The organism is Streptomyces sp. Edi4 (genome assembly GCF_040253615.1).
Taxonomy (GTDB): domain Bacteria; phylum Actinomycetota; class Actinomycetes; order Streptomycetales; family Streptomycetaceae; genus Streptomyces.
This window is the reverse complement of the sequence record NZ_JBEJGY010000004.1, coordinates 1036603-1061256: the sequence shown is the minus strand read 5'-3', so window position 1 is coordinate 1061256 and position 24654 is coordinate 1036603. Positions and strand designations below refer to the sequence as shown.

The following is a 24654-nucleotide window of genomic DNA, read 5'->3' as shown; positions in this document are numbered from 1 at the left end:
TGCTCCTTGCCTCCGGGAGCGCCGCAGGTGCGGGGGCGCGGCGGGGCCCGGGCCGTGGGGGGACCTCAAGGAGGTGCGAGGGGTGGCGCCCCACACCGTAGATTGGTCCAGACCTACCGTCAACGCATCGCGCGGGCAGGGAAGTTGACGGGCTACCAGGCACCCGTACGCTTCCGCGCCCGTCGTCTCACTTCGCCGCCGCGCGCCCCACCGACTCGACCAGTGGCAGCAGGCGGTGGGGCACCCGCTCGCGCAGGGCGACCTCGGTGCGGGTGCGCACGACGCCCGGGAGCTGGATGAGCCGCTGGATGACGTCTTCGAGATGGGCGTTGTCGCGGGCGGCGACCCGGGTCAGCAGGTCGCCGCCGCCCGTGATCGAGAACGCCTCGATGATCTCGGGCACCGCCGCGAGGGCGTCGCCGACCTCGTCGAGGTGGCCCTGGGTCACTTCGATGTGCACGAAGGCGAGCACCGGATGGCCCAGCGCGGCGGGGGAGAGGACCGGACCGGTGCCGGTGATCACGCCGTCGCGCTCCATCCGGTCGAGCCGGGCCTGGAGCGTGCCCCGGGCCACCCCCAGGATGCGGGCGTACTCGCGGACGCTGGTGCGCGGCTGCTCGATCAGCAGGCGCAGGATCCGGGTGTCCAGCATGTCCACGGTCACGTCGCGTCCTTTGTCCTTCCGGGCCTGGTGGCAGGGTGCGACTTTACCCGGGGCGCCAGGGCGTGCGGATGGCGCCGAACAGGGCACGCGGGGGGTGTGGGGCGGGCGCTTGGGCCCGCGAGCGGACCGATGGGGCGAGGATGGGCGGATGAACACATCAGAGGTTGTGGCGGACGCGTTCGGACGTGTCCAGGAGGAAGTGCACGCCGCCGTCGAGGGCCTTACGGCCGACGAACTGGCGTTCCGGCCGGACGGCGAGGCGAACTCGATCGCCTGGCTCGTGTGGCATCTGACGCGGGTTCAGGACGACCACGTCGCCGACGCGGCCGGCCTCGACCAGGTGTGGACCGGCCAGGGCTGGGCCGGCCGGTTCGCTCTCGCGTTCGGCGACGAGGAGACCGGCTACGGGCACACCTCCCAGCAGGTGGCGGCCGTCCGCGACGTGTCGGCCGAGCAGCTGCGCGGCTACTACGACGCCGTCCACGAGCAGACCATGGCGTTCGTCCGGGGCCTTGACGACCCGGCACTCGACCGGGTCGTCGATGAGCGCTGGACCCCGCACGTCACCCTCGGCGTCCGGCTGATCAGCGTCATCGCGGACGACCTGCAACACGCGGGGCAGGCCGCGTACGTACGGGGACTGCTGAAGCGGCGCTGACGGGGCGTCAAGTCCGCCGGGTCAGGAAGCCGCGAGGGTCGTGTCGAGCCAGTCGAACATGACCTGGTGCGCGCGGTGGAAGGCGCCGACGTGGCAGTGCTCGCCCGCGCCCTCGGCCTCGCTCAGCGTGACCAGCGTGGCGGGGGCGTTGACCAGCCCCTCGGCGACCCGGCGGGGCTGGCCCTCGAAGAACTGGTCGTTCTCGGCCTCCAGGACCAGGGCCGGCGCGACGATCTTGCCGAGGTGGCCTTCGAGGGCGTAGGTGCGCGACCGGCGGACCAGATCCGCGTACGACTGCGCGCCGAGCGTCCACACGCCGTTGCGCAGGGCCCAGCGCACCTGGGTGTTCTCTGCGGCCGCGGCGGCCAGGGCCGCGTTCGCCTGCGCGTCGCGGCCCTCGGCGATCCAGGTGATGACCTCCGCCGGCATGCCGCGCTCGAACGCGGCGCCGAAGTCGAGTACGCCGTCGTCGAGGATCAGCGCGGCCACCCGGTGCTCATACGCCGCGGCGCGGGCGACGAGGCAGCCGCCCAGGCTGTAGCCGAACAGAGCGACGCGCGCGGGGTCGGTCTCGGGCCTGCTCAGCGCGTAGTCGACGACCGGAGTGGTCACCGCTTCCCAGTCGGGCCGGAAGGTGAGCTGCTGCTCGCGCAGCACGGCTCCCTGGCCCGGTCCGTCGAAGGCCAGCACGTTGTAGCCGCGGCGCAGGGCGGCGGCCGCGATGACGAAGTAGGCCTCCTCCGCCGTCGAGTCGAAGCCGTTGGTGTAGATGACCGTGGGGCGCGGGGCGCCGCTGTCGTCCACGAGGAAGAGGTAGCCCGGCAGTGTGGTGTCCTCGTAGGGGATGGCGACGCTCTCGACAGGCGTGTCGAGGAGCGCGGCGGCCTTGACGAATGTCTCCCGGGAGCGGCGTGAAAGGAGCGCCACCTCCGGGTCGGTGGCCGGAGCGTCGCGCAGGTAGAACTCGGCGGTGCGGTAGTAGTTCGACGCCCGCAGCAGCGCTTCACGGGCGCTGACCCGGTGTCCCGAGGCCAGTGCCCCTTCACCGATGGCCGCGACGCGCTCGGCCGTCGCCTTCCAGGCGCGGTGCCAGCTCGGCTCGTCGCCGTCGGTGATGTCGCGCGCGGTGACCAGGATCTCGCCGAGGTCGGCGCCCTGGTAGGCGGTGAAACCTGCGGCGCGCAGGGTCTCGAAGGAGAAGGACTCGTCGTCGAAGAGGAACTTCACGGTGGGCCGTCCATTCGGTGGGGGCGTGGAAGCGCGTGAGCGCGGGTGGCCGGAGCCGCTAACCGAGACGGATCCGTTCCGTCTCGGTTGGAGCCTAGGGAAGACTGAGACGAGACGCAACCGTTCCGTCTCGGTTAAGCTCGGGCCCATGAGCGAATCGGCCGGAACAAAGTCCGCGCCCGAGCGGCGAGCCGCCGGCGGACCCGTGTTGCAGGACGCCGTCACCAATGCCCTGACCACCGCCTTCTTCGAGGAACTTGCCGAGACCGGATACGGCAGGCTGTCGATGGAGGCGGTCGCGCGGCGGGCCGGCGCGGGAAAAGCGGCGCTCTACCGCCGATGGGCCTCGAAGCAGGCCATGACCGCCGCGCTGGTGTCGCAGGCGGCCACGGAGGGACACCTGCCCGACACCGGCTCGCTGCGCGGCGACGTGCGGGAGTTCCTGGAGGGCTGGATCATCGCGCTCGGCCATCCGCAGGCCATCCGGATCATCCTGGACCTGATGGCCGAGAGCGCCCGCAACGACGAGCTGCGCGACGCCCTGCGCTCGACCGTGCGCGACCCGCGCCGCGAACAGGCCGCGCGTCTGCTGCGTCGGGCGGTCGAGCGCGGGGAACTTCCCGGGGACAGCGACATCGACCTGAACCTGGACTTCCTGGGGAGCCCGGTCTACTGGCGGATGGCCGTCGTCCAAGGCGCCGTCGACCAGGGCTACTTGGACCGGCTCACCGCGAAAGTCGTGGCGGCGCTGGGGGCTTGACGGCCCGGGCGGCGGCTGGAGTGCGGTGCTGGTCGGCGTGCAGCGTGCCCCGGGGCCCGGCGGCGCCGCCCATCGGGGCCGCACCGCATCGTCTGCTGGCCACATGGAGCCGGTGGAGGAACGGGGCATCGAGGCCGGCGTCACCGTCACCGCGCGGGTGAAGCCGGCCGGCGTCCATGCCGGACACGGCGAGGAGGGCTATGCCGTGGTCACGGCGCGAGTCGACGAGGTCGGCGGGAACGGCGCCGTGGCTCTCCTCGCCGGCGAGCAGCGCATTGGCGCCGGACCGTGCGAGGGCGGAGACGAACCGCCGGGTCCTGGCCGGCCCGTCCGCCGCGTTCCACCACACCAGGCCGCTGAGCGCGATCTCGCCCGACCGCAGAAAACGGGTGGGGTCCTCCAGATCGGTGGCGGTCACCCCGCCGATCTCCCGGCGGAGCAGATTCTCGCCACCCCAGACCAGGCTCAGACCGAGCCCTTCCATCTGGAGAAGGTCCCCCACGCGCATGCGCTGACTCCTTGTACGGCCACCGGAGCGACGCCCTGATTTCTCGCATCCGCGAGGCAGATACGAGATTTACCATGGTAGATGCAGGCCATGAGGGGCGGAATGTCCCTTGGTTGCTCCACCAGGACGGCCGGGCCACGCGAGCGGATTTCTATGCCCCGCACCAGTCGTTTCCGGCCCCCGGCACCGCTTCACTGGCGGAGTGAGCACAGGCCGAAGACGGTGGAGACATGGATCTGAACACGGTTCTCGACGTGCGGGACGCCCGCGCCCAAGAGCCCTGGCGTCCGGGCGACGCCTGGCTCGGTGGCGGTACGTACCTGTTCTCCGAGCCACAGCCGCAACTGCGCCGGCTGGTGGATCTGAGTCGGATGGGCTGGGAGCCGGTCCGGTCGGCGGCCGACGGGGCGCTGGAGATCGCGGCCACCTGCACGATCGCCCAACTGTCGCGATTCGGCCGCACCTTGAGGGCGCCGACGGCCCCGCTCGTGGAGCAGTGCTGCCGCGCCTTCCTCGCGTCGTTCAAGATCTGGAACATGGCGACGGTGGGCGGCAACCTCTGCAACGCCCTGCCGGCTGGCCCGATGATCTCCCTCACGGCGGCCCTCGACGGCACCTGCATGCTCCGCGCCCGGGACGGCTCGACCCGGCTCGTCCAGGTCGCCGACTTCGTCACCGGCGCGGGACGCAAGGTGCTCGCCGAGGGCGAACTGCTGCGCTCGGTGACCCTGCCCGCCCGCTCGCTGCGGTGCCGGACCGCCTTTCGCCAGGCGTCGCTGTACGGACTCGGGCGCTCCGGCGCGCTGGTCATCGGGGCACTCGACCCGCAGGACGGTTCGCTGACGGTGACCATCACTGCGGCGACCCGGCGCCCGTTCCGGCTCTGGTTCGCCCTGCCGCCCGACCCGGCGCGGCTGCGCGAGGCGATCGCGTCGGCCATCGCCGACGGCGACTGGTACGACGACATCCACGGCCTGCCCCAGTGGCGCCGGCACATGGCCTTCCACCTCGCCGAACAGGTCCGCCAGGAACTCACCGAAGGAGACGGCGCACGATGAGCTTTCACCTGCGGATCAACGGCCGGCCCTGCGACATCGAGCCGCGCGCCGGCCAGTGCCTGCGCACCTATCTGCGCGAACGCGGCTGGTTCGGGGTGAAGAAGGGCTGCGACGCCGGGGACTGCGGCGCCTGCACGGTGCACGTGGACGGGGAGGCGGTGCACAGCTGTCTGTATCCGGCCTTCCGGGCCGAGGGCAGGTCGGTCACCACGGTGGAGGGACTGGCAGGACCGGACGGTGAACTCCACCCCGTGCAGCGCAAGTTCCTCGACGCGCAGGGCTTCCAGTGCGGGTTCTGCACCGCCGGATTCCTGATGACCACCGTCGCCCTCGAACAGGAGAAGGGCACCGCACGCGACGACGGCAAGGTGGAGGATCTGCCGCGCGCCTTCAAGGGCAACCTCTGCCGCTGCACCGGATACCGCGCCATCGAGGACGCCGTACGCGGCGTCACACACACCGAACGCCCCCGCGCCGGAGAAGCGGTGGGCAAGAGCCCCGGCGCCCCGGCCGGCTCCCGGATCGTCACCGGCACCGCCTGGTACACCTTCGACGTGGAGATCCCAGGCCTGCTGCACATGAAGCTGCTGCGCTCCCCGCACCCGCACGCCCGCATCCTCGCCATCGACACCTCCGCCGCCCAGCGGGTACCGGGTGTCCACGCCGTCCTCACCCACGAGGACGCCCCCGGCACGCTGTACTCCAGCGCCCGCCACGAACACCCCGCCCAGGACCCCGACGACACCCGCGTCCTCGACGACACCGTCCGCCACGTCGGTCAGCGCGTGGCTGCCGTCGTCGCCGACAGCGAGCGGGCCGCCGAGGAGGGCTGTCGCAGGATCGAGGTGACGTACGAATTGCTCGATCACGTCACCGACCCCGAGGAGGCCATGCGGCCCGGGGCGCCGGTCATCCACGCCGGCAAGGGAGCGGCGGAGCGGATCGCCCGCGTCGAGAACAACGTGGCCGGCGAGGCGCACGGCGAGACCGGCTGCGTACGGGAGGGGTTCGCCGAGGCGGCGGTCGTCCACGAGGCGACCTACCGCACCCAGCGCGTCCAGCACGCCAGCCTGGAGACCCACGGCTGCGTCGCCTACTTCGAGCCCAAGGAGGGCGGCACCGGGGAACGTCTGACCGTACGCTCCAGCACCCAGACCCCGTTCCTGACCCGCCGCGCGCTGTGCGCGCTCTACGGCCTGCCCGAGGACGAGGTGCGGGTCGTCGCGGGCCGGGTCGGCGGCGGCTTCGGCGGCAAACAGGAGATGCTCACCGAGGACATCGTCGTCCTGGCCGCGCTGCGCCTGCGCCGCCCGGTCAAGCTCGAATACACCCGCGCCGAGCAGTTCCACGGCGCCACCACCCGCCACCCGTTCACCGTCACCATCAAGGCCGGCGCCCGCGCCGACGGCACGCTGACGGCGATTCAGATGCGGGTGGTCGCCAACACCGGCGCCTATGGCAACCACGGCCCCGCCGTCATGTTCCACAGCGTCGGCGAGTCCTTCTCCGTCTACCGCGCCCCGCACAAGAAGGTCGACGCCTTCTCCGTCTACACCAACGTCGTCCCGGCCGGCGCCTTCCGCGGCTATGGCCTGGGGCAGGTGACCTTCGCCCTCGAATCCGCCATGGACGAGCTGGCCCGGCGGCTCGGCATGGACCCGCTCGACTTCCGTGAGAAGAACATCATCGGCCCCGGCGATCACCTGACCGGCCCGGTCGGGGAGGAGGAGGACCTGCACATCGCCTCCTACGGACTCGCCCAGTGCCTCGCCACCGTCCGGCGCGCCATCGCGCGGGAGCGCCCCGACGACGGCGTGCCACCGGGATGGCTGGCCGGCCAGGGCGCGGCCGTGGCGATGACCGCCACCGGCCCGACCGGCGGCCATTACGCGGACGCCGCCGTCACCCTGCTGGCGGACGGCACGTACGACGTCGCGGTCGGCACGGCCGAGTTCGGCAACGGCACCACCACCGTCCACCAGCAGATCACCGCCGGCGCCCTGGCCACGACCCTGGACCGCGTCACCGTCCGCCAGTCCGACACCGACGTCGTGCGCCACGACACGGGCGCCTTCGGCTCGACGGGCACGGTCGTGGCGGGCAAGGCGGTCCTGCTCGCGGCGCAGGCGCTCGCCAGACGCCTGACGACCTTCGCGGCCCGGTACACCGACGTGCCTCGCCACCTGTGCGTGCTCGGCGCCGACGCGGTCGACTGCGCCGGGCGGACGCTCACCCTGAAGGAGCTCCACGAGGCGGCGCTGCGCGGGGGCGGGCTCGGTGAGGTGTCGGCGCAGGGGCACTGGGGCGGCAGTCCGCGCTCGGTCGCCTTCAACGCCCAGTGGTTCAAGGTCGCCGTCGACCCGGACACCGGCGAGACGAAGATCCTGCGCAGTGTGCACGCCGCCGACGCGGGCAAAGTGATGAACCCGCTCCAGTGCCGCGGCCAGGTCGAGGGCGGGGTGGCGCAGGCGCTCGGCGCCGCGCTGTTCGAGACCGTACGCACCGACGAGCGCGGCGAGGTGACCACGGCGGGCTTCCGCCGCTACCGGTTGCCGCAGTACGCCGATGTGCCGCGCACCGAGGTCCACTTCATGGAGACGACCGACGCGATCGGGCCGCTCGGGGCCAAGTCGATGAGTGAGAGCCCCTTCAACCCGGTGGCCCCCGCGCTCGCCAACGCGCTGCGTGACGCCACGGGGCTGCGCTTCACCGAGCTGCCGGTGACCCGGGACCGGCTGTGGCTCGCGATGGCCCGGGCGGCGGGCCGCGCCTGACGCGGCCACCCCGCCGCCACCTCGCAGGCCCGCCTTCCGCTCGCTGCCGCAGGGGTGGGCCGATGGGTCTGCCTGGGTCAGGAAGAGCCCGAAACGATGGTCCATTGGCACAAACGCGCGGCATCGAGTTGAGCCATTGGGCCCCGAAGTGGTGTCATGGGGAGGTCGATGGCGCTGTGGTCTCCGCAGCGCCTTTCTCATGTCCAATGGGTAAGGAGCAGTGGGTCAGTGGTGAAGAGGGTGTTCGTGGCCCCCGACCCGGGGAAGCTGCGGCTGCGCGCGGCGACGCGAGCCGTGCTGGGCATCGGTCTCGCCGTCGTGGCGTGCGGCCTGGCAGGTCACTCCCTGGTGGCGGCCATCACCGGCGGGCTCTCGGCCCTGCTCGCGCTCTTCACGGTGACCGATCCCACGGTGCGCGGCCAGGCTGTGACCACCGCCCTGCTGCCCGTGGCCGGTCTGCCGGTGTTCGCCCTCGCGGCCTGCCTGCACGGCTACCCACTCGCCCGTGACCTGGCGTTCCTCGCGATCGTCGGCGCCGGCGTCTACGCCCGCCGCTGGGGCCCGCGCGGCCACGCGCTCGGCGTCTTCGCGTTCATGGCCTTCTTCGTCGCGCAGTTCCTGCACATGGTGGCGAGCCAGCTGCCCCAGCTGTACGAAGCGGTCCTGCTGTCCCTCGCCGTCGCCGCGACCGTGCGGTTCGGCCTCTGGTGCTACGAGCGCCACCGGCCGGGACTGCCCGCCGTGACGGCGCCCGACCCGGGCCGCGGCCTGTACCGGGCCACCACGCGCCAGGCCGTGCAGGCCGTCGTGGGCGCCGGCTTCGCCCTCGCGGCCGGCCAGGCGCTGTCACCGGACCGCTGGTACTGGGCCGTCGGCGCGACCTGGTGGATCTTCGTGAACACGACATCGCGCGGCGAGACCCTGGTGCGCGGCTTCCGCCGGGTCCTCGGCACCGTCATCGGCGTGGGCATCGGCCTCGCGGTGGCCGTGCCGCTGCGTGGCGCGCCCGTACCGACCGCGCTGCTGATCGCGCTCTGCGTCTTCGGGATCTTCTACGCGGCCGCCGTCTCCTACACGTGGATGATGCTCGCCGTCACCGTCATGGCCAGCCTGCTCTACGGGCTCCTCGGCGTCCTGAACACCGACCTGCTCGCGCTGCGCTTCTTCGAGACGGGCGTGGGCATGGCGGGCTCCGTGCTCGCCGTCCTGTTCGTCCTGCCGATCACCACGCACGCCACGACGGACGCCTGGGTGCGGCACGCGCTGCACAGCGTCCGGGCCTCCGCCGCCGAGGCCGCCGCCCGCCTCGCGGGCCAGGACGCCGACCCGCTGCCGCACATCGCCGAACTCGAACACACCCTGGCCAGGGTCCGGCTCTCGCTTGCGCCGCTGGTCCATCCGCTCAACCCGGTCCGCGCCCGCAAGGCTCGCGCCCGCCAGGTGCTCGGCCACCTCGACGACTGCGCCCGCGAGGCCCGCAGCCTCGCCGCGACGGCCGCCGACGCCGAGGCGTCCCACGACCAGCGTCTGACCGCCGCGTGCGAGCGGGTGGAAGCGGCCGTGGCCGTCCTCGTCTCGGCGCCCTCCGCGCCCGGCGCGCATCCGCGCCCCGCGACACCGGACCACGCGGACGCGCCGGCGGCAGCCGAACACCCCGCGCTCGTCCACCTGCACGCCCTGGAGCGCGCCCTTGTGGCCCTCGGCAGCCCGCTCCAGGCCGCGCCCAGGTCACCGCTTGCCGACGCCTGAGGCAGTCCCCGGTCCGGCCCGGTCCACCGGGCCCATGTGATCCACAGCCCTGCTACCGTCGCCGCAGCACAGCGGTGCGCGGGCGCGGGCCGGTCCCGTGCGGCGGAGCCGCTTCGGTGAGAGGGGCAGTGGTGGGCAGGGACAGGGCCGTACGGGCGTTCATCGGTTCGTTCACCTCCGCGGGCGGGCACGGCGTGACCGTGGCCGGCGTGGACGAGGAGACCGGCGCGCTCACCCCGCTCGGTTCCTCGGACGCCCTGGCCAATCCGTCGTTCCTCGTCCCCTCGCGGGACGGAACGATCCTGTACGCCGTGGGGGAGAACTCCCAGGGAACCGCCGCCGCCTTCGACATCACGGGGTCCGCGCCCCGTCTCGTGGCCGACCCGGTCCCGGTGGACGGCGCGGGCCCCACCCATCTCGACCTCGCCGCCGGGCACCTGTTCACCGCCAACTACGAATCCGGCAGCGTCAGCGCCCTGCCGGTCCGCCCGGACGGCACCCTGGGCCCCGTTGCGTCCGTCCTCACGCACCACGGCTCGGGCCCGGACCCCGAGCGCCAGAGCGCACCGCACGCCCACCAGGTGCTCGGCGACCCGAGCGGCCGCTGGATCCTCAGCGTCGACCTCGGCACCGACTCCGTACGCGTCTGCGAACCAGCCCCGGGCTCCGGCGTCCCGCGCCCGCACTCCGAGGCGCCGCTGCGGCCCGGCAGCGGCCCCCGCCACCTCGCCTTCCACCCCGACGGCCGGCACGCGTACGTCGTCAACGAGCTGGCGCCCACGCTGACCGTCTGCCGCTGGGACGCGCGGGGCGGAGTACTCCAACCGCTCGGCGAGACCCGCGTCGTCGAGGACGGCGCGCGCGGGGAGATCTTCCCCTCCGGGATCGTCGTGGCCCACGACGGACGGTTCCTGTGGGCCGCGACCCGGGGCCACGACTCCCTCGCGGTCCTCGCCCTCGACGAGACCGGCGAGAAGCCCCGGCTGGTGACCACGGTGAGCTGCGGCGGCCACTGGCCCCGCGATCTCACCCTGGACCCCCCGGGACGGCGCCTGTACGCCTCCAACGAGCGCTCCGGCGACGTGACCTGGTTCGACATCGACGCGGCCACCGGCATCCCCGCCAGGGCGGGCTCCATCGAGGCACCGGCCGCCTCGTGCGTGGTCTTCGGCTGAGCGGTGACCCGAGGGCCCGGCCCCGGTCCTTCGGCGCGGCGCACGAAGGCGGGGCCGCACCGTTCGTCCGGTGCGGCCCCGCCTCATGAGTCGTGCGTACGGTCAGTGGACCGGGGAGCCCTGCGTCTGCGGGGTGATGCCCAGGGCGGCCGCGTACTGCGACAGGACCAGCTTGCCGATGGCCGGGTAGGCGCCGAGCGCTTCGGCGGCCGAGCACTCGGCCTCCTTGGCGGCGGCGTCCAGCAGACCGTCGGCGACCTCGGGGCCGATCAGGTACGGGGCGACCGCGAGCTGGGTCGAACCCGAACCGCGCAGCTCGGCGGCCATGGCCGCGATCGCGCCCTCCTGGTCGAGCGCGGCGGCCATGACCGGCACGGCCAGGCGCGCGGCCAGCAGCATGCCGGTGATCCCGGCGGCCTGCACGGCCTCCTCGCCGCCCACCGTCGCCAGGATGATCCCGTCGGCGGCGGTCGCGACCGTGAAGAGGCGGGCGCGGTCGGCGCGGGCCAGTCCGGCCTCGGAGAGACGCACGTGCAGGGCCTCGGCGAGCAGCGGGTGCGGGCCGAGCACATCGGTCAGCTCGGCGGCGGCACGGCTGTCCATGACGGCCTGCCGGACGCGGCGGATCAGGGCGCTGTCGGGACCCGCGAGCAGCGGCACGACCACGGCGTCGGGCCCCCCGGCCCCGGCGGCCTCGGCCGTCTCGCGGCCCGCGGCGCGCGCCTGCTCGACGCGCGCGGCGCGCTCGGCGGCGATACGGACGAGGACCGCCTCGAGCGTGGGGTACTCGGCGGAGTCGGCATCGGCGCTGTCCAGGTAGCCGATGCGGGCGTGCAGACCGGGCAGCTCGGAGCGGGCGATGCTGATGACCTCGTCGGCAAGGCCTCGCACGGCCGGGCCCGGAGCGCCGGGAACGGCGAGAACGAGCGCGGGCGCGCCCTCCGGAGCAACCACCGGTTCCGGGCGGCGGTGCCGGCCGGACTGACGGGGTCGCGGCATTCGTACGGGCAGGCCGGATGCCGGCCCAGTGGGGGTGCTCATGGCGTCGCATGCTACTGGTTTTGCGTGGGCGGCTGTTCGGGGAGGGGACAGCTGAGCGGTATCTGTCCCGATTTACCCGGAGAGTGGCATAAAGATCAACTGTCCTGATCCGTCTCGGCACTCACCCGGTCGCGATCCACAACATGCGGGGGTCGTGCGGAAGTCGCACGTCGCCCTCGGCGAGGCCCGTCGCCACGAGCAGAGAGCCTTCGAGCGGATCGCCGGCCGGGTCCACCACACGCACGCCGGGAAGCAGCCGCGTCAACTCCGCACGCAGGGGCAGCACAAGAGGATCGCCCAGCTTGAACAGGCCACCGGTGAGCGCCACTTGGGCCCCGGGGCCGGGGTCTCGCGGGCAGACCGCGGCGGCCGCCCCCGCGATGTGCCGGGCCGCCTCGCCCAGGATCGCGGTGGCCACCGGATCGCTCCCGGCGCAACCGGCGACCTCGGGCGCGAACGAGGCGAGCACGGCGGGCCGGTCGCCGCGCGGATACAGCAGCCCCGGCAGCTCGCCGGGCGCGCCGAACGCCGCCTCCAGGCGGGCGAGCAGCGCCGCCGAACCGCCCGGGCGGCCGTCGTGGTGACGCAGCGCCGCCTCAAGACCGGCCCGCCCGATCCACGCGCCGCCTCCGCAGTCGCCGAGCAGATGCCCCCAGCCGTCGGCCCGCCGCCAGGCCTTGAGATCCGTGCCGAGCGCGATCATCCCGGTCCCGGCGGCGACCACAGCCCCGGCCCGATCGCCGAGCGCGCCCGCGTACGCCGTGACGGCGTCCGCCGCGAGGGCGATCCGCTCCACGCCGAGCGAACGGGACAGAGCCCCCGGCAGCTCGGCCCGCAACTCGTCCCCGAGGGTGGCCATGCCGGCCGCGCCGACCGCCACCGCCGCGATCCGGTCCGCGCCGGTGCGAGCCCGCAACTCCGCGACCGCCAGGAGCAGTTGCTCCATGAGGTGACCGGCGTCGATCCCGGCGGGACCGGTACGGACCGGCTCCTTGGAGGTCACCACCTCGGCCGGGCACCCCGGTGCGGCCCGGCGCAGCGCGAACCGCACCCCCGACCCGCCGGAGTCGACCCCGAGCACCCAGGACGGCGCGCCGTCGCTCACGGCAGACGCCAGTCGATGGGCCGGGCGCCCTGCCGCTCCAGAAGATCGTTGGTACGGCTGAAGGGACGCGAGCCGAAGAAGCCCCGGTCCGCCGACATGGGGGAGGGGTGCGCGGACTCGATCGCGGGCAGGTCACCGAGCAGGGGCCGCAGATTGCGGGCGTCCCTGCCCCACAGCACCGAGACCAGCGGGGCGCCGCGCGCCACCAGGGCCTTGATGGCCTGTTCGGTGACGTCCTCCCAGCCCTTGCCCCGGTGCGCGGCCGGCTTGCGGGGCGCCGTCGTCAGCGCCCGGTTGAGCAGCAGCACCCCCTGCTTGGTCCAGGGCGTCAGATCACCGTTGGAGGGCCGCGGCGCGCCCAGGTCGGAGTGCAGCTCGCGGAAGATGTTCTCCAGGCTGCCGGGCAGGGGCCGCACATCGGGCGCCACCGAGAACGACAGGCCGACGGCGTGACCCGGCGTCGGATAGGGGTCCTGACCCACGATCAGGACCCGCACCTCGTCGAACGGCTGCTGGAACGCCCGCAGGACGTTCGGCCCCGACGGCAGGTAGGTGCGCCCCGCCGCGATCTCCTCGCGGAGGAATCCGCCCATCGCGGCGACCCTCTCCGCGACGGGTTCCAGTGCGTCCGCCCAGCCGGGCTCGACGATCTCTTTCAACGGTCGTGCTGCCACGGTCGTCACTCTACTGGCGCAGCCGCCTTCGTCCGCGCGCCGGTCAACCCAGCACCGCCGCCCGCACGCACAGGACGTCCGGCAGATGCGAGGCGAGCAACTGCCAGCTGTCGCCGTCGTCGGCGCTCGCGTACACCTCGCCGTTGCGGTTGCCGAAGTACACCCCGGCGGGGTCGGCGTCGTCCGTGCAGAGCGCGTCGCGCAGGACCGTGCCGTAGTGGGCCTCCTGCGGCAGGCCCGCCGTCAGCGGCTCCCAGTTCTTGCCGGCGTCCTGCGTACGGAAGACCCGGCACTTGTTGTCCGCCGGGACCCGGTCGGAGTCGGCCGTGATCGGGAAGACGTAGGCCGTGTCCGCGCGGCGCGGGTGGGCGGCGGCCGCGAAGCCGAACGTGGAGGGCAGGCCTGCGCCGATGTCCGTCCACTGGTCCCCGCCGTTGTCGCTGCGGTAGACGCCCCAGTGGTTTTGCAGATAGAGGCGGTCGGGGTCCGCCGCGTCCTGGGCGACCTTGTGGACGCACTGCCCGAACTCCGGATCGGGGTCGGGCAGGAAGACCGCCGAGACGCCCTTGTTGGCGGGGGCCCAGCTCGCCCCGCCGTCCCGGGTGCGAAAGACGCCCGCTGTGGACACGGCGACGGTCAGCGCCCCGCTGTCCCTCGGGTCCGTGACGATGGTGTGCAGTCCTTCGCCGCCACCGCCCGGCACCCACCGGGAGCGGGTCGGATGCTCCCACAGCGGCCGGACGAGCTCGAAGCTCTCGCCGCCGTCCTCGGAGCGGAACAGCGCGGCGGGCTCGGTGCCCGCGTAGACGACGCCCGGCGCCTCGGGGCCCGCCGGGCGCAGCTGCCAGACCCGCTCGAGGGAGGCCCCGGTGAACTCGGGGAACTTCACGGCGGGGTGCTTCGGCTCCGTCCAGCCGCGCCCCAGGTCGTCGGAGTGGAACACCGACGGCCCCCAGTGCGCGCTGTCCCCGCCGGCCAGGATCCGGGGCGTGGGGGTGCGCCGGGTGTCGATCGCGAGCGAGTACACCGCCTGCGCGGTGAAGTGCGGGCCGTCGAACGTCCAGGCGCCGGCGCGTCTGCGGCCCAGAAAGAGCCCTTTGCGTGTACCCACGGTGAGCAGTACTTCGGTCATGCCGGTCCCTCCAAAACGCCGTTGTTCCGGATAGTGGCCAGTGTGCACCCGGCTACTGACAACGGCCTCGAAAGGAGGAAAGTCCCAGCTCAGCCGGGCTGGTTCAGAGGTTCGGTCACCGCCGCGACGAGAAACGGCAGGAATCGTTCCGCCAGAGCTCCGGGCGCAAGAACCTCCGGCTCCACATAACTCTGCCCGAGCGCTCCCTCACGCAGCGCGACCACCACCCGTACGAGTTCGGTCAGGTCCCCGCGCGGCCGCAGCCCGGCCCGGGCCAGCAGGGCACCCAGCAGGGCCGCCGCCTCCTCGCGCAGCCGCGCGTCGTGGCCGGCGAGCCGGGCCGCCGCCTTCGGATTGCGGATGGCGTACAGGGTGAACTCGCTGGTCACGAGGTACCAGGTGCGCTCGTCGGGTCCCACGTGCGCGAGCAGGGCGGCGATCCTTGGCACCGACAGGTCGCGGTCGTCGGTCTCGGCGGCGAGCGTGCCGATCCGCTCCAGTTCGCGCGCCGCGTGCGCGTCGAAGAGGGCGAAGAACAGCTCCTCCTTGGAGGAGAAGTTGGAGTAGAAGGCGCCCCGGGTGTAGCCCGCGCGCCGGCAGACGTCCTCGATCCTGGCGGCGCCGAAGCCCGACTCGGCGAACACCTCCAGTGCGGCGTCCAGCAGCCGGGCCAGCGTCTGCGGCCGCCGCTTGGTCATTCCCTTGGGCACGTGCGACTCCGGAACCCTTGACAGCGCGGGCGCGCTCGGAAAGCATCCAAGCGCGTATCGGATACACGAATGTATCCGATGACCACGCCCCGCACCCCATGCCTCGCGCCCCACGCCCCGCCCGCCGGGCCACGACCGCCGGGCCATGACCGCCGGACAACGGCCGGGCCGCGTCACGGCGGGCGCGGGCGCCAACTCCCCCCAGGAGGAACGCTCATGACCGAATCCGCCACGGCTCCGGCCGCCGAGGAGATCGCCGACGCCGCGGGACCGCTGCCCGAAGGGGTGAGCGTTCCGCTGCCGCCGGTCTTCGACGACGTCGCGGACGAGCGCCGCTACCGCAAGGAGCAACTGGCCGCCGGATTCCGGCTGTTCGGCCGCTTCGGGTTCTCGGAGGGGGTCGCGGGGCACATCACCGTCCGCGACCCCGAGCACTCCGACCGGTTCTGGGTGAACCCCTTCGGCATGAGCTTCAGCCGGATCACGGCGTCCGATCTGATCCTCGTCGACCACGAGGGCAACCTCCTGCACGGCGCACGCCCGGTCAACCGCGCCGCCTTCGTCATCCATGGCGCCGTCCACCGGGCCCGCCCCGACGCCGTCGCCGCCGCCCACTCGCACTCCCTGCACGGCAAGGCGTTCTCCTCCCTGGGGATCCCGCTCGACCCCCTCACCCAGGACGCCTGCGCCTTCTTCGAGGACCACGGCCTCTACAGCGACTACCGGGGTGTCGTCAGCGACACGGAGGAGGGTGAGCGGATCGCGGCGGCGCTCGGGGCGTACAAGGCGGTGATCCTCCAGAACCACGGCCTGCTCACCGTCGGCCACTCGGTCGCCGAGGCGGTGTGGTGGTTCATCACCATGGAGCGCTCCTGCCAGGCCCAGCTCCTCGCCATGGCCGCCGGCACCCCCCGCCTCATCGACCGCGAGACCGCCCTGCACACCCGGGGTCAGCTCGGCGGCCACTTCGCGGGCTGGTTCCAGGCCCAGCCGCTCTACGAGCAGATCGCGTACTCCGACCCCGATCACGTCAACTAGCCTTCAAGGTATGGGACTTCGGGCCGGGCGGGGCATCGCCGACATCACCGGGGAGGTCGCCGAGTGCGGCATGCTCGGGTACGGCAAGGCGGATCAGCGCGGCGCCGGCCTGCACACCCGTCAGCGAGCCCGCGCCTTCGCCTTCGAGGAGGGCGCCGTCCGGCTGCTCCTGGTGGTGTGCGAGCTGCCGCTGATCTCCGACGCGGTCCTGCGCGCGGTGCTCGGGCGGCTTCCCGAGGGCTACGGCGCGGCCAACGTCATGCTGAGCGCCACCCACACCCACTGCGGTCCGGGCGGCTACTTCCACCACGTCCTCTACAACGGCACCACCGGCGGCTTCCGCGAGCAGACGTTCCGCGCGATCACCGACGGCATCACCGAGGCGGCCCGCGCGGCCGTCGCCGATCTCGCGCCCGCCCGACTGCGCCTGGCGCACGGCGCGTTGACGAACGCCAGCGTCAACCGCTCGCGCCGCGCCTTCGCGCGCAACCCGGCCGAGGACCGCGCGTACTTCCCGGATGCCATCGACCCCGCCACCACCGTCCTGGCCATCGAACGCGACGGCCGGCTCGTCGCGGCGCTCAACTGGTTCGCCACCCACAACACCAGCATGACCAACCGCAACCGGCTGGTCAGCGCCGACAACAAGGGGTACGCGGCCCTGCACTGGGAGCGTACGGTCGCGGGAGTCGACCATCTCGCGCCCGGCACACCGGCGTTGGTGACCGCCTTCGCGCAGACCAACGCGGGTGACATGTCGCCGAACCTGGGGCTCGCGCCGGGACGCGGGCCCACCGGTGACCAGTTCGAGAACACCCGGATCATCGGGACCCGTCAGTACGAGGCGGCCGCCGCGCTCACCGCGGGTACCCGGATCGGGGGCGGACTCGACTTCCGCACCACCGACATCCACCTGTCCGCCGTCCTCATACGCCCGGAGTTCACCGGCGACGGCCGCGCGCACCGCACCTCACCGCCGGTGGCGGGCGCCGCCGCCTTCGCCGGAGCCCCCGTCGACGGGCCCGGTTTCCGGGGCTTCGGGCCGGGGGCGGCCCCGCTGTGGGGCGCGCTCTCGCGACGGCTCGTCTACCCCTTCGCGCCCGGCTCCCGCGCTGCCCAGCACCCCAAGGCGCTCGTCCTGCCGGCGGGGGCGGTCAACCGGATCCTTCCACTGGTCCAGGAGCACGCCCGGATCCAGCTCCTGCGCATCGGGCCGCTGTTCCTGATCGGCGTACCCGCCGAAGTCACCGTCGTCGCGGGACTGCGGCTGCGGCGCACGGTCGCGGCGATCGTCGGCGCCGAGTTGTGCGACGTCCTGGTGGCCGGGTACAGCAACGGCTATCTCCACTATGTGACCACGCCGGAGGAGTACGACGCCCAGGAGTACGAGGGCGCCAGCACGCTGTTCGGGCGGTGGGAGCTGCCCGCGCTCTGCCAGAGCGCCGCTTACCTGGCGACCGCGATGCGCGACGGTTCTCCGGTGGACCCCGGCACACCGGAGCCGGCCGTGCCCGTCGGGCGGAGGCATCACCGCCGAGGCGCCCCCGACGCCCCGCACCCGGGCCGGCGGTTCGGCGACGTCCTGGACTTCTCCCTGATCGGCCGCCGCGCCACCGCGTCCTTCGTCGCCGCCCACCCTCCAACGACCTGCGCAGGAACGGAAGTTACCTCAGCGTCGAGCGATGGGCGGACGACGGATCCTGGGTCCGCGTCGCCGACGACGGCGACTGGTCCACGGTGCTGCGCTGGGCCCGCTCCGGCGGCGCGACCTCGATCGCCACGCTCACCTGGAACATCCCCTGGGGCACGGCGCCGGGCACCTACCGTCTCGCGTACCACGGCGACCACGCGGTGAAGGGCCCATTCACCGGGGTGAGCGAGCCCTTCGAGGTCGGCTGAGACCGGCGGCCGGCCGTCAGATGGCGTAGCCGTACTGCTCGGGCACCCGCACCGCGCCGCCGAGTTCACGGGCGGCGCGCCGCGCCCACGACGGGTCGCGCAGCAGTTCGCGGCCGAGCAGCACCGCGTCCGCCTCGCCGTTCGCGAGGATCTTCTCGGCCTGCGCCGGCTCGGTGATCAGGCCGACGGCCGCGACCGCCAGCGGGCTCTCCTCGCGTATCCGGGCGGCGAAGGGCACCTGGTAGCCGGGCCCGGTCGGGATGCGGACGCCCGAGGCGTTGCCGCCGCTCGACACGTCCAGGAGATCCACCCCGTGCTCCTTGAGCAGCGCTGCGAGGCGCACCGTCTCCTCGGTCGTCCAGCCGCCCTCCTCCAGCCAGTCGGTGGCCGAGACACGGAAGAACAGCGGCAGTTCCTCGGGCCACACCGCGCGGACGGCGTCGGTCACTTCGAGGGCGAGGCGCGTGCGGTTCTCGAACGAGCCGCCGTACTCGTCGGTGCGCCGGTTGGAGTGCGGCGAGAGGAACTGGCCGATGAGATAGCCGTGGGCGCCGTGGATCTCGACGACCTTGAAGCCGGCGTCCAGCGCCCGGGCGGCGGCGTCGGCGAACTGGGCTGCGACACCCTTGATCTGATCCACCGTCAGCTCGGTGGGGACGGTGTGCTGCTCGCTCCAGGCCAAGGGGCTCGGGCCGACGGGCTGCCAGCCCCCCTTGCTGTCGGTGCTGTCGGTGCCATCGGCGTTGTCGGGCTTCAGCGGCGCCCCGCCCAGCCAGGGGCGGTCGGTGGATGCCTTGCGTCCGGCGTGCGCGAGCTGGATGCCGGGGACGGTGCCCTGGCTCTCGAGGAAAGCGGCGATCCGGCGCAGCGCCGCGACCTGGGAATCGTTCCAGATACCGAGGTCGGCGGGGGAGATGCGGCCCTCGGGGCTGACGGCGGTGGCCTCCACCAGGATCAGGCCCGTGCCGCCGGCCGCGCGCGCCGCGTAGTGGGCGAAGTGCCAGTCGCCCGCCACGCCCGCCTCCGGCCCGGAGGCCTCGGCCGAGTACTGGCACATCGGCGCCATCCAGACCCGGTTCGGGATGGTCAGGGAGCGCAGGGTGTAGGGCTCGAACAGGGCACTCGCAGCAGACACGGCAGACTCCAGTCGACACGGGCCGGGGCGCCGGAGCGGCGCCGGGAACTGCTCGTACGATACTCGTCGTAGTACGGGAGATGTCAAACTACGATGGTCCTCGTACAATGGCATCCGTGACCACCACGACGAACACCCGTGAACTCGCCCATCCGGCGCGCGAGGAGATCCGCCTGGAGAGCGTGCTGCACGCGCTCTCCGATCCGATGCGGATGCGGGTGGTACGGGCGCTGGCCGCCCAGGACGACGAGCTCTCGTGCTCGTGCTTCCCGCTCCCGGTCACGAAGTCGACGAGCACCCACCACTTCCGGGTGCTGCGCGAGAGCGGCGTGATCCGGCAGGTCTACCGGGGCACGGCCAAGATGAACGGGCTGCGCCGCGAGGATCTGGACGCGCTCTTCCCCGGCCTGCTCGACAGCGTCCTCGGCGCGGCGGACCGCCAGGCCGTCCGGCTCGGGGACGACGTCTGACGAGACGTCTGACGAAGAAGCCTGGCGACGGCCTCGGGCGCACGCTTCAGGCCGGGCCCAGCGCCGCCGACAGGAGCCCGTCCCAGTCGGGGATCTTCACCGAGCGGCGGCCCAGCGAGTGCCCGAGTTCGGCCTCGGCGCGCTCGATCGCGAGCCAGCCCTGCCAGGTCACCGGCCGCAGGCCCAACTCCCGCAGGGCGTCCAGGGGTTCGGGTGCCACTGGGCGCGTGCAGAGCAGCGGGGCATCCTGGAGCAGTGAGGCGACCGTCTCCTTCGCGCAGGGACGGTTGGTGCCGATCACACCCGTGGGGCCGCGCTTGATCCAGCCCGCGACGTACTCGCCCGGGGCGGCCGCGCCCGCGCGCAGCACCCGCCCCGCCGCGTGCGGCACCGTGGCGGTCACCGGATCGAAGGGCAGACCGGGCGGTGGCACCCCGCGATAGCCGACCGCCCGCAGCACGAGCTGGGCCTCGATCTCCTCGTACGTCCCGGTGCCGAGCACCCCGCCCGCGCCGTCCGGCGCCGTCCGCTCGAAGCGCACCGCGCCCACCCGGCCCCCGCGTTCCACGAGCTCCACCGGGCGCAGATAGAACCGCAGCGCGAGCCGGCGCGCACCGGGCCGCAGGGGGCGCCCGGCCCAGCCCCGCAGCACCTCCACGTTGCGCCGTACCGGCGCGGGCAGCGCCGAGAGCTCGGCGAACACCGGGTCCCGGGCGAGTTCGCTCTCGTCGACCGTCACATCGGCGCCCGGCAGCGCGCCCAGCTCCCGCAGCTCCTTGGTGGTGAACCTGGCCTGCGAGGGCCCTCGCCGCGCCGCCATGTGCACGTCGCGCACCCGGCTGGCCGCGAGGGCGCCGAGCGCGGACTGCGGCACGTCGGTCGGGCGCAGCTCATCGGCGCCGCGCGTCAGCATGCGGGCGACGTCCACCGCCACGTTTCCCGCCCCGATCACCACCGCCGAACGGGCGCCGAGGACGAACGCGCCGGGATCGCAGTCGGGGTGGGCGCTGTACCAGGACACGAACTCGGTGGCGGAGAAGCTGCCCGGCAGGTCCTCGCCGGGGATCCCCAGACGCCGGTCCGATGTGGCGCCGACGCAGTACACCACCGCGTGGTAGAGCCGGATCAGCGCCTCTGATGAGACGCCGCCCGGGCCCACCTCGACATGCCCCAGAAAACGGATCCGGCCGTCCTCCAGCACCGTACGGAGGTTGTTCTGAAGGGATTTGATCTTCTCGTGGTCCGGGGCGACCCCGTACCGCACAAGGCCGTACGGGCAGGGCAGCCGGTCCAGGACGTCCACCCGGACATCGTCCACGGCGCTCTGCTCCACCAGGCTCTGGGCGGTGTAGACCCCGCTCGGCCCGGACCCCACGACGGCGATGCGCAACATGGGCGGACGCTCCTCGCAGAAGCCGGTGACAGGCTGTCGGCGCTGAAACCGCCGCGACGGCCGCGAGCGCCGCAACCGATCGGCGCGCCGCATGCGCTGACGCCTCCAGGATGGCACCGCCGGCGCGCGGCGGACAGAGGTCCGCCGCCGATCAGGGGGCGGGGCCCGGCGGCACGCCCCGCTCCCAGTCCAGGCCGTAGCGCTGGAACAGCTCGGCGCGCAGGGTCGCCGCGTCCATCGGGGCGCCGGGCAGCAGCGCGGCGAAGACGGCGCCCATGAGGTTGGCGCGCAGCATCGGGTAGTCGGTGTCCACGTCCCGCGAACCGTACCGCTCGACGGTGTCGCGCAGCAGGGCCGCGAGGCGCTGCTGTTCGGGGCAGCGCACGAAGCCCTCAGCCTGGAGGATCCCCGCCATGTGGGCCCGCATCAGAACCGGCCAGGTGTCGGTGAGCCCGAGGATCGCGTCGATGGCGCGGGCCAGGCGCTCGCGGCCGTCGGTGGTGCTCGGCTCGCGCTCCAGGCCGGCTTCGAGGGTCAGATGCATGAGGCGGTGCACGGCGGACTGGAGCAGTTGGCGCTTGCCGGGGAAGTAGTACGAGATCAGACCGCGGGCCGAGCCCGCACGGTCCGCGATGTCGCCGAGGGTCGTCGCTTCGAAGCCCCGTTCCGCCACCAGTTCGACCGTGGCTTGCAGCAGCCGCTCGCGAGAACGCCTGCGCAATTCTTCATTGACCGATGCGCTGCGCGGGGACATGCTGTAACTCCTGCGTTGACTGGCTGAGAGCCAATATACTCAGGCTGTCGCGGGGATGTCCCCCCTCTCAGGGGCCTGACCTGCGCGAGGGCTGCTCGTTCGGGGTGACGCGGGGGATCACCTCGAACGGGCGGCCCCTTTCTCTGTTTTCTCTGTCCGATTTCCAGCCCCGACGCAATTCCCGCCCGTCAGCGGTCCCGCCCGATCAGCTCGAGCACCGCGCGCAGGCCGTCGGGGCGCTGGTCGACGGGCAGGTGGTCCACGAAGTGCACCGCGCAGCCGAGCGTCGCCGCGCCGCCGTCCGCCCGCCGGTTGTCGCCCACCATCAGGACGTCGCCCGGCTCCTTGCCGAGCGCGCCGCAGGCCACCCGGAACAGCCGCGCCTCAGGCTTCTGCGCCCCGTGCTCGAAGGACAGCGTGTAGGCGTCCACGAAGTCGTCCAGGCCATGCGCGCGGAAGACCGGCCGCGGGTCCCAGCCGATGTTGCTCACCACGCCGACCGCCAGGCCGCGCTCGCGCAGTGCGGCGAGCACCGGCCTCGCGTCGGCGTACGGCCGCCAGGCGGACGGGTCCATGTGGCGGTCGTAGAGCACGTCGTACAGACGCGGATCGGGCAGCTCCACCTCTCGTGCGAGACCGGTGTATGCCCGGCGGTGCGATGCGCCGCTGCGGTCGCGTACGTCCCACACCTGCGCGAGGTGCGGGGGTATCCGCGCCGGATCGGCGCCCCCGGGCAGGGCTCCCGCTCTCTCCAACTCCCGTGCGTACCGCGCTAGTTCACTGTCCGGCAACGAGATGCCGCAGCTGTCGAGTGCGGCGCCGAGCCATGAGGTGACCGGCTCGACGCGGAAGAGGGTGCCGGAGAAGTCGAAGAGAACGCCCTTGATCGTCATGCGGCGGATCCTCGCGTGGCCGCGGGGCCGCTTCAAGGGGCGGTGTCGCGCTCGGTGGGGGAGGGGGGCGCGGGCGGGGGCTTCGCTCACCGGGGCCGGTGCGCTGTGAGGAGGCGGTGGGCCGTCGTGCTCAGCAGGACGACCGCCGCGCCCGTCAGCCAGCCGGCCACCACGTCCGAGAACCAGTGCACGCCCAGGTAGAGCCGCGTGAACCCGACGCCCAGCGCGCTCAGGGCCCCGACCGCGAGGACGGCCCGGCGCACGGGCGGGCGGGCCCCGCCCAGCGTCAGCAGCCACACGAGCAGACCGAAGACCACCGTCACGCTCAGGGCGTGGCCGGAGGGGAAAGCGGCGTACGAAGCCGAGGCCACCGGATCCGGCCAGTGCGGCCGCTCGCGGCCGACGGCCGCCTTCAGGCCCTGTTGCACGGCTGTTCCCGCGGCGCTCGTCACCGCGACCCACACCGCCAACAGCCGCTCGCCGCGCCACAGCAGGACCGCCGCCGCCACCGCGAGCAGCGCGCGCATCGTCCAGGGGTCCCACACCCAGTCGCTCAGCACCCGGTTCACGTGGGTGAGGCCGGGATCGGCGACGGCCCGGCGGTGCAGCGCCTCGGCGATCGCCCGGTCCAGGGACATCAGCGGACCCCACTGGGCCGCCACCAGGACCAGCAGCAGCGCGGCGAGCGCGGCGCAGAGGAGACCGGCGCGCAGCGGCACGTCGGGGCGGGCGGGGGCCGGGGCGGGAGCGAGCAGCATGCCAGGGATCCAACCCGATCCGCTCGGTCCGGGCTAGCCCAGGGCGTATTGGTCCGGGTTAGCCCAGGGCGTATCGGTCCGGGTTAGCCCAGGGCGTGCAGGCCCGGCACGAGCGCCACGATCAGCGGCACGGCCGGGACGAGCGCCGCGTACGCCGTCAGCCGCAGCCGCCGGCTCGCCGGCAGCCGGGGCGCGGCGGAGAGCAGCCGGTGCACCCGCTGGGGGAGCTCTCCGTCCGGGGCCGGGCACGGGCCGAACACCCCGCGGTGCTCGTTGAGTTCGACCAGGGCCAGCGCGATGGTCAGGCGGCCGAAGCGGCGCGAGGCCACGTCGTCGGCGGCCAGCTCCACCAGGCGGTGCATCTCGTCGCGGAACGCGGCGAACACCGGCACCTGCGGAAAACCCCGCGCAAGCGCGCTCGAACAGTGCAGCAGCCAGTCGTGGCGGGCCCGCGCGTGACCGATCTCATGGGCGAGGACCGCGTCGAGCTGATGGCCTTTCAGGCGCTGAAGCGCCCCGGTGGTGATGACCAGTTGGGGCACCTGGCCCGGCAGCCACCAGGCGTCGGGGCGGCCCGCCTCAAGGACCACAAGGCGCTCACTCGAAGGCTCCTCACCCGGCAACAGCGGTGAGCGCAGGCGCAGTTCGTCGCGGCGCCTGCGGCGGCGGGCCCAGCTGTCCCGCACCTCCCGCGTGAGCATCGCGCCGGTCCAGGCGCCGCCGAGGAAGAGCACCACCGCGAGCGCCGCCGACCACGGGCCGTAGGGGCCCAGCGCGTACGCCTCGACGACCGCCCGGGGCGCGGGCGCGAACACCTGGCCCCGCACCGTCCCCCACGCGGACGCCGCACTGAAGACCATGGCGAGGCCGAAGCAGAGCAGAACCGCCGCCACCACGCACTGCCACACCCACAGCGCCACCACCGGCTCGCGCTCGACCCAGTCGGCACGGGCGAGGAGCCGCGGCGCGGCGACGGCGGACACCAGGCCGAGCACCAGCAACGCGAGGGAGACGGTCATGGCCTCAGCCTATGAGCGAGGCCCCCGTCATAGGTATGTCCGCGCGCCGCAAGTGACGTA

The 24654-nt window shown here is 73.3% G+C and carries 23 protein-coding genes and 1 pseudogene; 10 read left to right on the top strand and 14 right to left on the bottom strand.

Going from position 1 to position 24654, the window contains the following annotated elements:
• Positions 1-187: 187 nt before the first annotated feature.
• Entirely contained in the window at positions 188-664 is a 477-nt protein-coding gene (locus ABR738_RS06815) for an Lrp/AsnC family transcriptional regulator (RefSeq protein WP_350229069.1), read from the bottom strand.
• 148 nt (positions 665-812) lie between these two features.
• Between ABR738_RS06815 and ABR738_RS06810 the strand changes: the two genes are divergently transcribed.
• The gene (locus ABR738_RS06810) at positions 813-1322 is read left to right on the top strand and encodes a mycothiol transferase (RefSeq protein ID WP_350229068.1); all 510 of its coding nucleotides are present in this window, start codon (positions 813-815) and stop codon (positions 1320-1322) included.
• A 21-nt stretch (positions 1323-1343) separates the two neighbouring features.
• Here ABR738_RS06810 and ABR738_RS06805 read toward each other — a convergent pair whose 3' ends face one another.
• A complete protein-coding gene (locus ABR738_RS06805; RefSeq protein WP_350229067.1) occupies positions 1344-2549 on the bottom strand; it encodes an alpha/beta hydrolase family protein in 1206 nt (401 codons plus the stop codon).
• Positions 2550-2697: 148 nt separating this feature from the next.
• On the opposite strand from ABR738_RS06805, the gene ABR738_RS06800 reads away from it, so the two are divergent.
• Positions 2698-3309 carry a TetR-like C-terminal domain-containing protein gene (locus ABR738_RS06800; RefSeq protein WP_350229066.1) on the top strand — a complete coding sequence of 204 codons (612 nt, stop codon included), beginning with the start codon at positions 2698-2700 and terminating at the stop codon, positions 3307-3309.
• On the opposite strand, the gene ABR738_RS06795 is transcribed toward ABR738_RS06800, so the two are convergent.
• A complete protein-coding gene (locus ABR738_RS06795) occupies positions 3275-3817 on the bottom strand; it encodes a PucR family transcriptional regulator ligand-binding domain-containing protein (protein WP_350229065.1) in 543 nt (180 codons plus the stop codon). The genes ABR738_RS06800 and ABR738_RS06795 overlap by 35 nt on opposite strands.
• Before the next feature lie 230 nt (positions 3818-4047).
• Between ABR738_RS06795 and ABR738_RS06790 the strand changes: the two genes are divergently transcribed.
• The 4 genes from ABR738_RS06790 to ABR738_RS06775 all read left to right on the top strand — a co-directional run bounded on the left by ABR738_RS06790 (position 4048) and on the right by ABR738_RS06775 (position 10573).
• Complete coding sequence (locus tag ABR738_RS06790) at positions 4048-4875, top strand: FAD binding domain-containing protein (RefSeq protein ID WP_350229064.1); 828 nt, start codon at positions 4048-4050, stop codon at positions 4873-4875.
• The gene (locus tag ABR738_RS06785) at positions 4872-7649 is read left to right on the top strand and encodes a molybdopterin-dependent oxidoreductase (protein WP_350229063.1); all 2778 of its coding nucleotides are present in this window, start codon (positions 4872-4874) and stop codon (positions 7647-7649) included. The genes ABR738_RS06790 and ABR738_RS06785 overlap by 4 nt, the downstream gene beginning before the upstream one ends.
• A gap of 228 nt (positions 7650-7877) precedes the next feature.
• Positions 7878-9398, top strand: a complete 1521-nt coding sequence (locus ABR738_RS06780; protein ID WP_350229062.1) for an FUSC family protein — start codon at positions 7878-7880, stop codon at positions 9396-9398.
• A 131-nt stretch (positions 9399-9529) separates the two neighbouring features.
• Positions 9530-10573 carry a lactonase family protein gene (locus ABR738_RS06775; protein ID WP_502964043.1) on the top strand — a complete coding sequence of 348 codons (1044 nt, stop codon included), beginning with the start codon at positions 9530-9532 and terminating at the stop codon, positions 10571-10573.
• A gap of 102 nt (positions 10574-10675) precedes the next feature.
• On the opposite strand, the gene ABR738_RS06770 is transcribed toward ABR738_RS06775, so the two are convergent.
• The 5 genes from ABR738_RS06770 to ABR738_RS06750 all read right to left on the bottom strand — a co-directional run bounded on the left by ABR738_RS06770 (position 10676) and on the right by ABR738_RS06750 (position 15235).
• Positions 10676-11614 (bottom strand): sirohydrochlorin chelatase, encoded by a 939-nt coding sequence (locus ABR738_RS06770; RefSeq protein ID WP_350229061.1) that lies wholly within the window; start codon positions 11612-11614, stop codon positions 10676-10678.
• 121 nt (positions 11615-11735) lie between these two features.
• Positions 11736-12719 (bottom strand): N-acetylglucosamine kinase, encoded by a 984-nt coding sequence (locus ABR738_RS06765; protein ID WP_350229060.1) that lies wholly within the window; start codon positions 12717-12719, stop codon positions 11736-11738.
• On the bottom strand, positions 12716-13393 hold the full coding sequence (locus tag ABR738_RS06760) for a uracil-DNA glycosylase (RefSeq protein WP_350229059.1): 678 nt from the start codon (positions 13391-13393) through the stop codon (positions 12716-12718). Before ABR738_RS06760 ends, ABR738_RS06765 begins: the two co-directional genes overlap by 4 nt.
• A gap of 43 nt (positions 13394-13436) precedes the next feature.
• Entirely contained in the window at positions 13437-14525 is a 1089-nt protein-coding gene (locus tag ABR738_RS06755) for a WD40/YVTN/BNR-like repeat-containing protein (RefSeq protein WP_350229058.1), read from the bottom strand.
• An 89-nt stretch (positions 14526-14614) separates the two neighbouring features.
• Positions 14615-15235: a TetR/AcrR family transcriptional regulator gene (locus ABR738_RS06750; protein WP_350229057.1), complete on the bottom strand. Its 621-nt coding sequence runs from the start codon at positions 15233-15235 to the stop codon at positions 14615-14617.
• A 216-nt stretch (positions 15236-15451) separates the two neighbouring features.
• Between ABR738_RS06750 and ABR738_RS06745 the strand changes: the two genes are divergently transcribed.
• The 3 genes and pseudogenes from ABR738_RS06745 to ABR738_RS06735 all read left to right on the top strand — a co-directional run bounded on the left by ABR738_RS06745 (position 15452) and on the right by ABR738_RS06735 (position 18172).
• Positions 15452-16273, top strand: coding sequence for a class II aldolase/adducin family protein (locus tag ABR738_RS06745; protein ID WP_350229056.1), 822 nt, complete (start codon positions 15452-15454; stop codon positions 16271-16273).
• 10 nt (positions 16274-16283) lie between these two features.
• Positions 16284-17648: pseudogene (locus tag ABR738_RS06740) on the top strand (neutral/alkaline non-lysosomal ceramidase N-terminal domain-containing protein); the annotation flags it as partial.
• Complete coding sequence (locus ABR738_RS06735) at positions 17579-18172, top strand: neutral/alkaline non-lysosomal ceramidase C-terminal domain-containing protein (protein ID WP_350234455.1); 594 nt, start codon at positions 17579-17581, stop codon at positions 18170-18172. The pseudogene ABR738_RS06740 and the gene ABR738_RS06735, both read left to right, overlap by 70 nt.
• Positions 18173-18188: 16 nt before the next feature.
• Here ABR738_RS06735 and ABR738_RS06730 read toward each other — a convergent pair whose 3' ends face one another.
• Positions 18189-19307, bottom strand: coding sequence for an NADH:flavin oxidoreductase/NADH oxidase (locus ABR738_RS06730; RefSeq protein WP_502964042.1), 1119 nt, complete (start codon positions 19305-19307; stop codon positions 18189-18191).
• Positions 19308-19414: 107 nt separating this feature from the next.
• On the opposite strand from ABR738_RS06730, the gene ABR738_RS06725 reads away from it, so the two are divergent.
• Entirely contained in the window at positions 19415-19777 is a 363-nt protein-coding gene (locus ABR738_RS06725; protein ID WP_502964041.1) for an ArsR/SmtB family transcription factor, read from the top strand.
• A 46-nt stretch (positions 19778-19823) separates the two neighbouring features.
• On the opposite strand, the gene ABR738_RS06720 is transcribed toward ABR738_RS06725, so the two are convergent.
• From ABR738_RS06720 to ABR738_RS06700, 5 genes are all read right to left on the bottom strand, one after another.
• Entirely contained in the window at positions 19824-21170 is a 1347-nt protein-coding gene (locus ABR738_RS06720; RefSeq protein WP_350229054.1) for an FAD-dependent oxidoreductase, read from the bottom strand.
• 151 nt (positions 21171-21321) lie between these two features.
• Complete coding sequence (locus tag ABR738_RS06715; protein ID WP_350229053.1) at positions 21322-21924, bottom strand: TetR/AcrR family transcriptional regulator; 603 nt, start codon at positions 21922-21924, stop codon at positions 21322-21324.
• Between the two features lie 188 nt (positions 21925-22112).
• Positions 22113-22817 carry an HAD family hydrolase gene (locus ABR738_RS06710; protein WP_350229052.1) on the bottom strand — a complete coding sequence of 235 codons (705 nt, stop codon included), beginning with the start codon at positions 22815-22817 and terminating at the stop codon, positions 22113-22115.
• A gap of 86 nt (positions 22818-22903) precedes the next feature.
• The gene (locus tag ABR738_RS06705) at positions 22904-23575 is read right to left on the bottom strand and encodes a phosphatase PAP2 family protein (RefSeq protein WP_350229051.1); all 672 of its coding nucleotides are present in this window, start codon (positions 23573-23575) and stop codon (positions 22904-22906) included.
• An 83-nt stretch (positions 23576-23658) separates the two neighbouring features.
• Complete coding sequence (locus ABR738_RS06700) at positions 23659-24594, bottom strand: M56 family metallopeptidase (protein ID WP_350229050.1); 936 nt, start codon at positions 24592-24594, stop codon at positions 23659-23661.
• Positions 24595-24654: the final 60 nt, after the last annotated feature.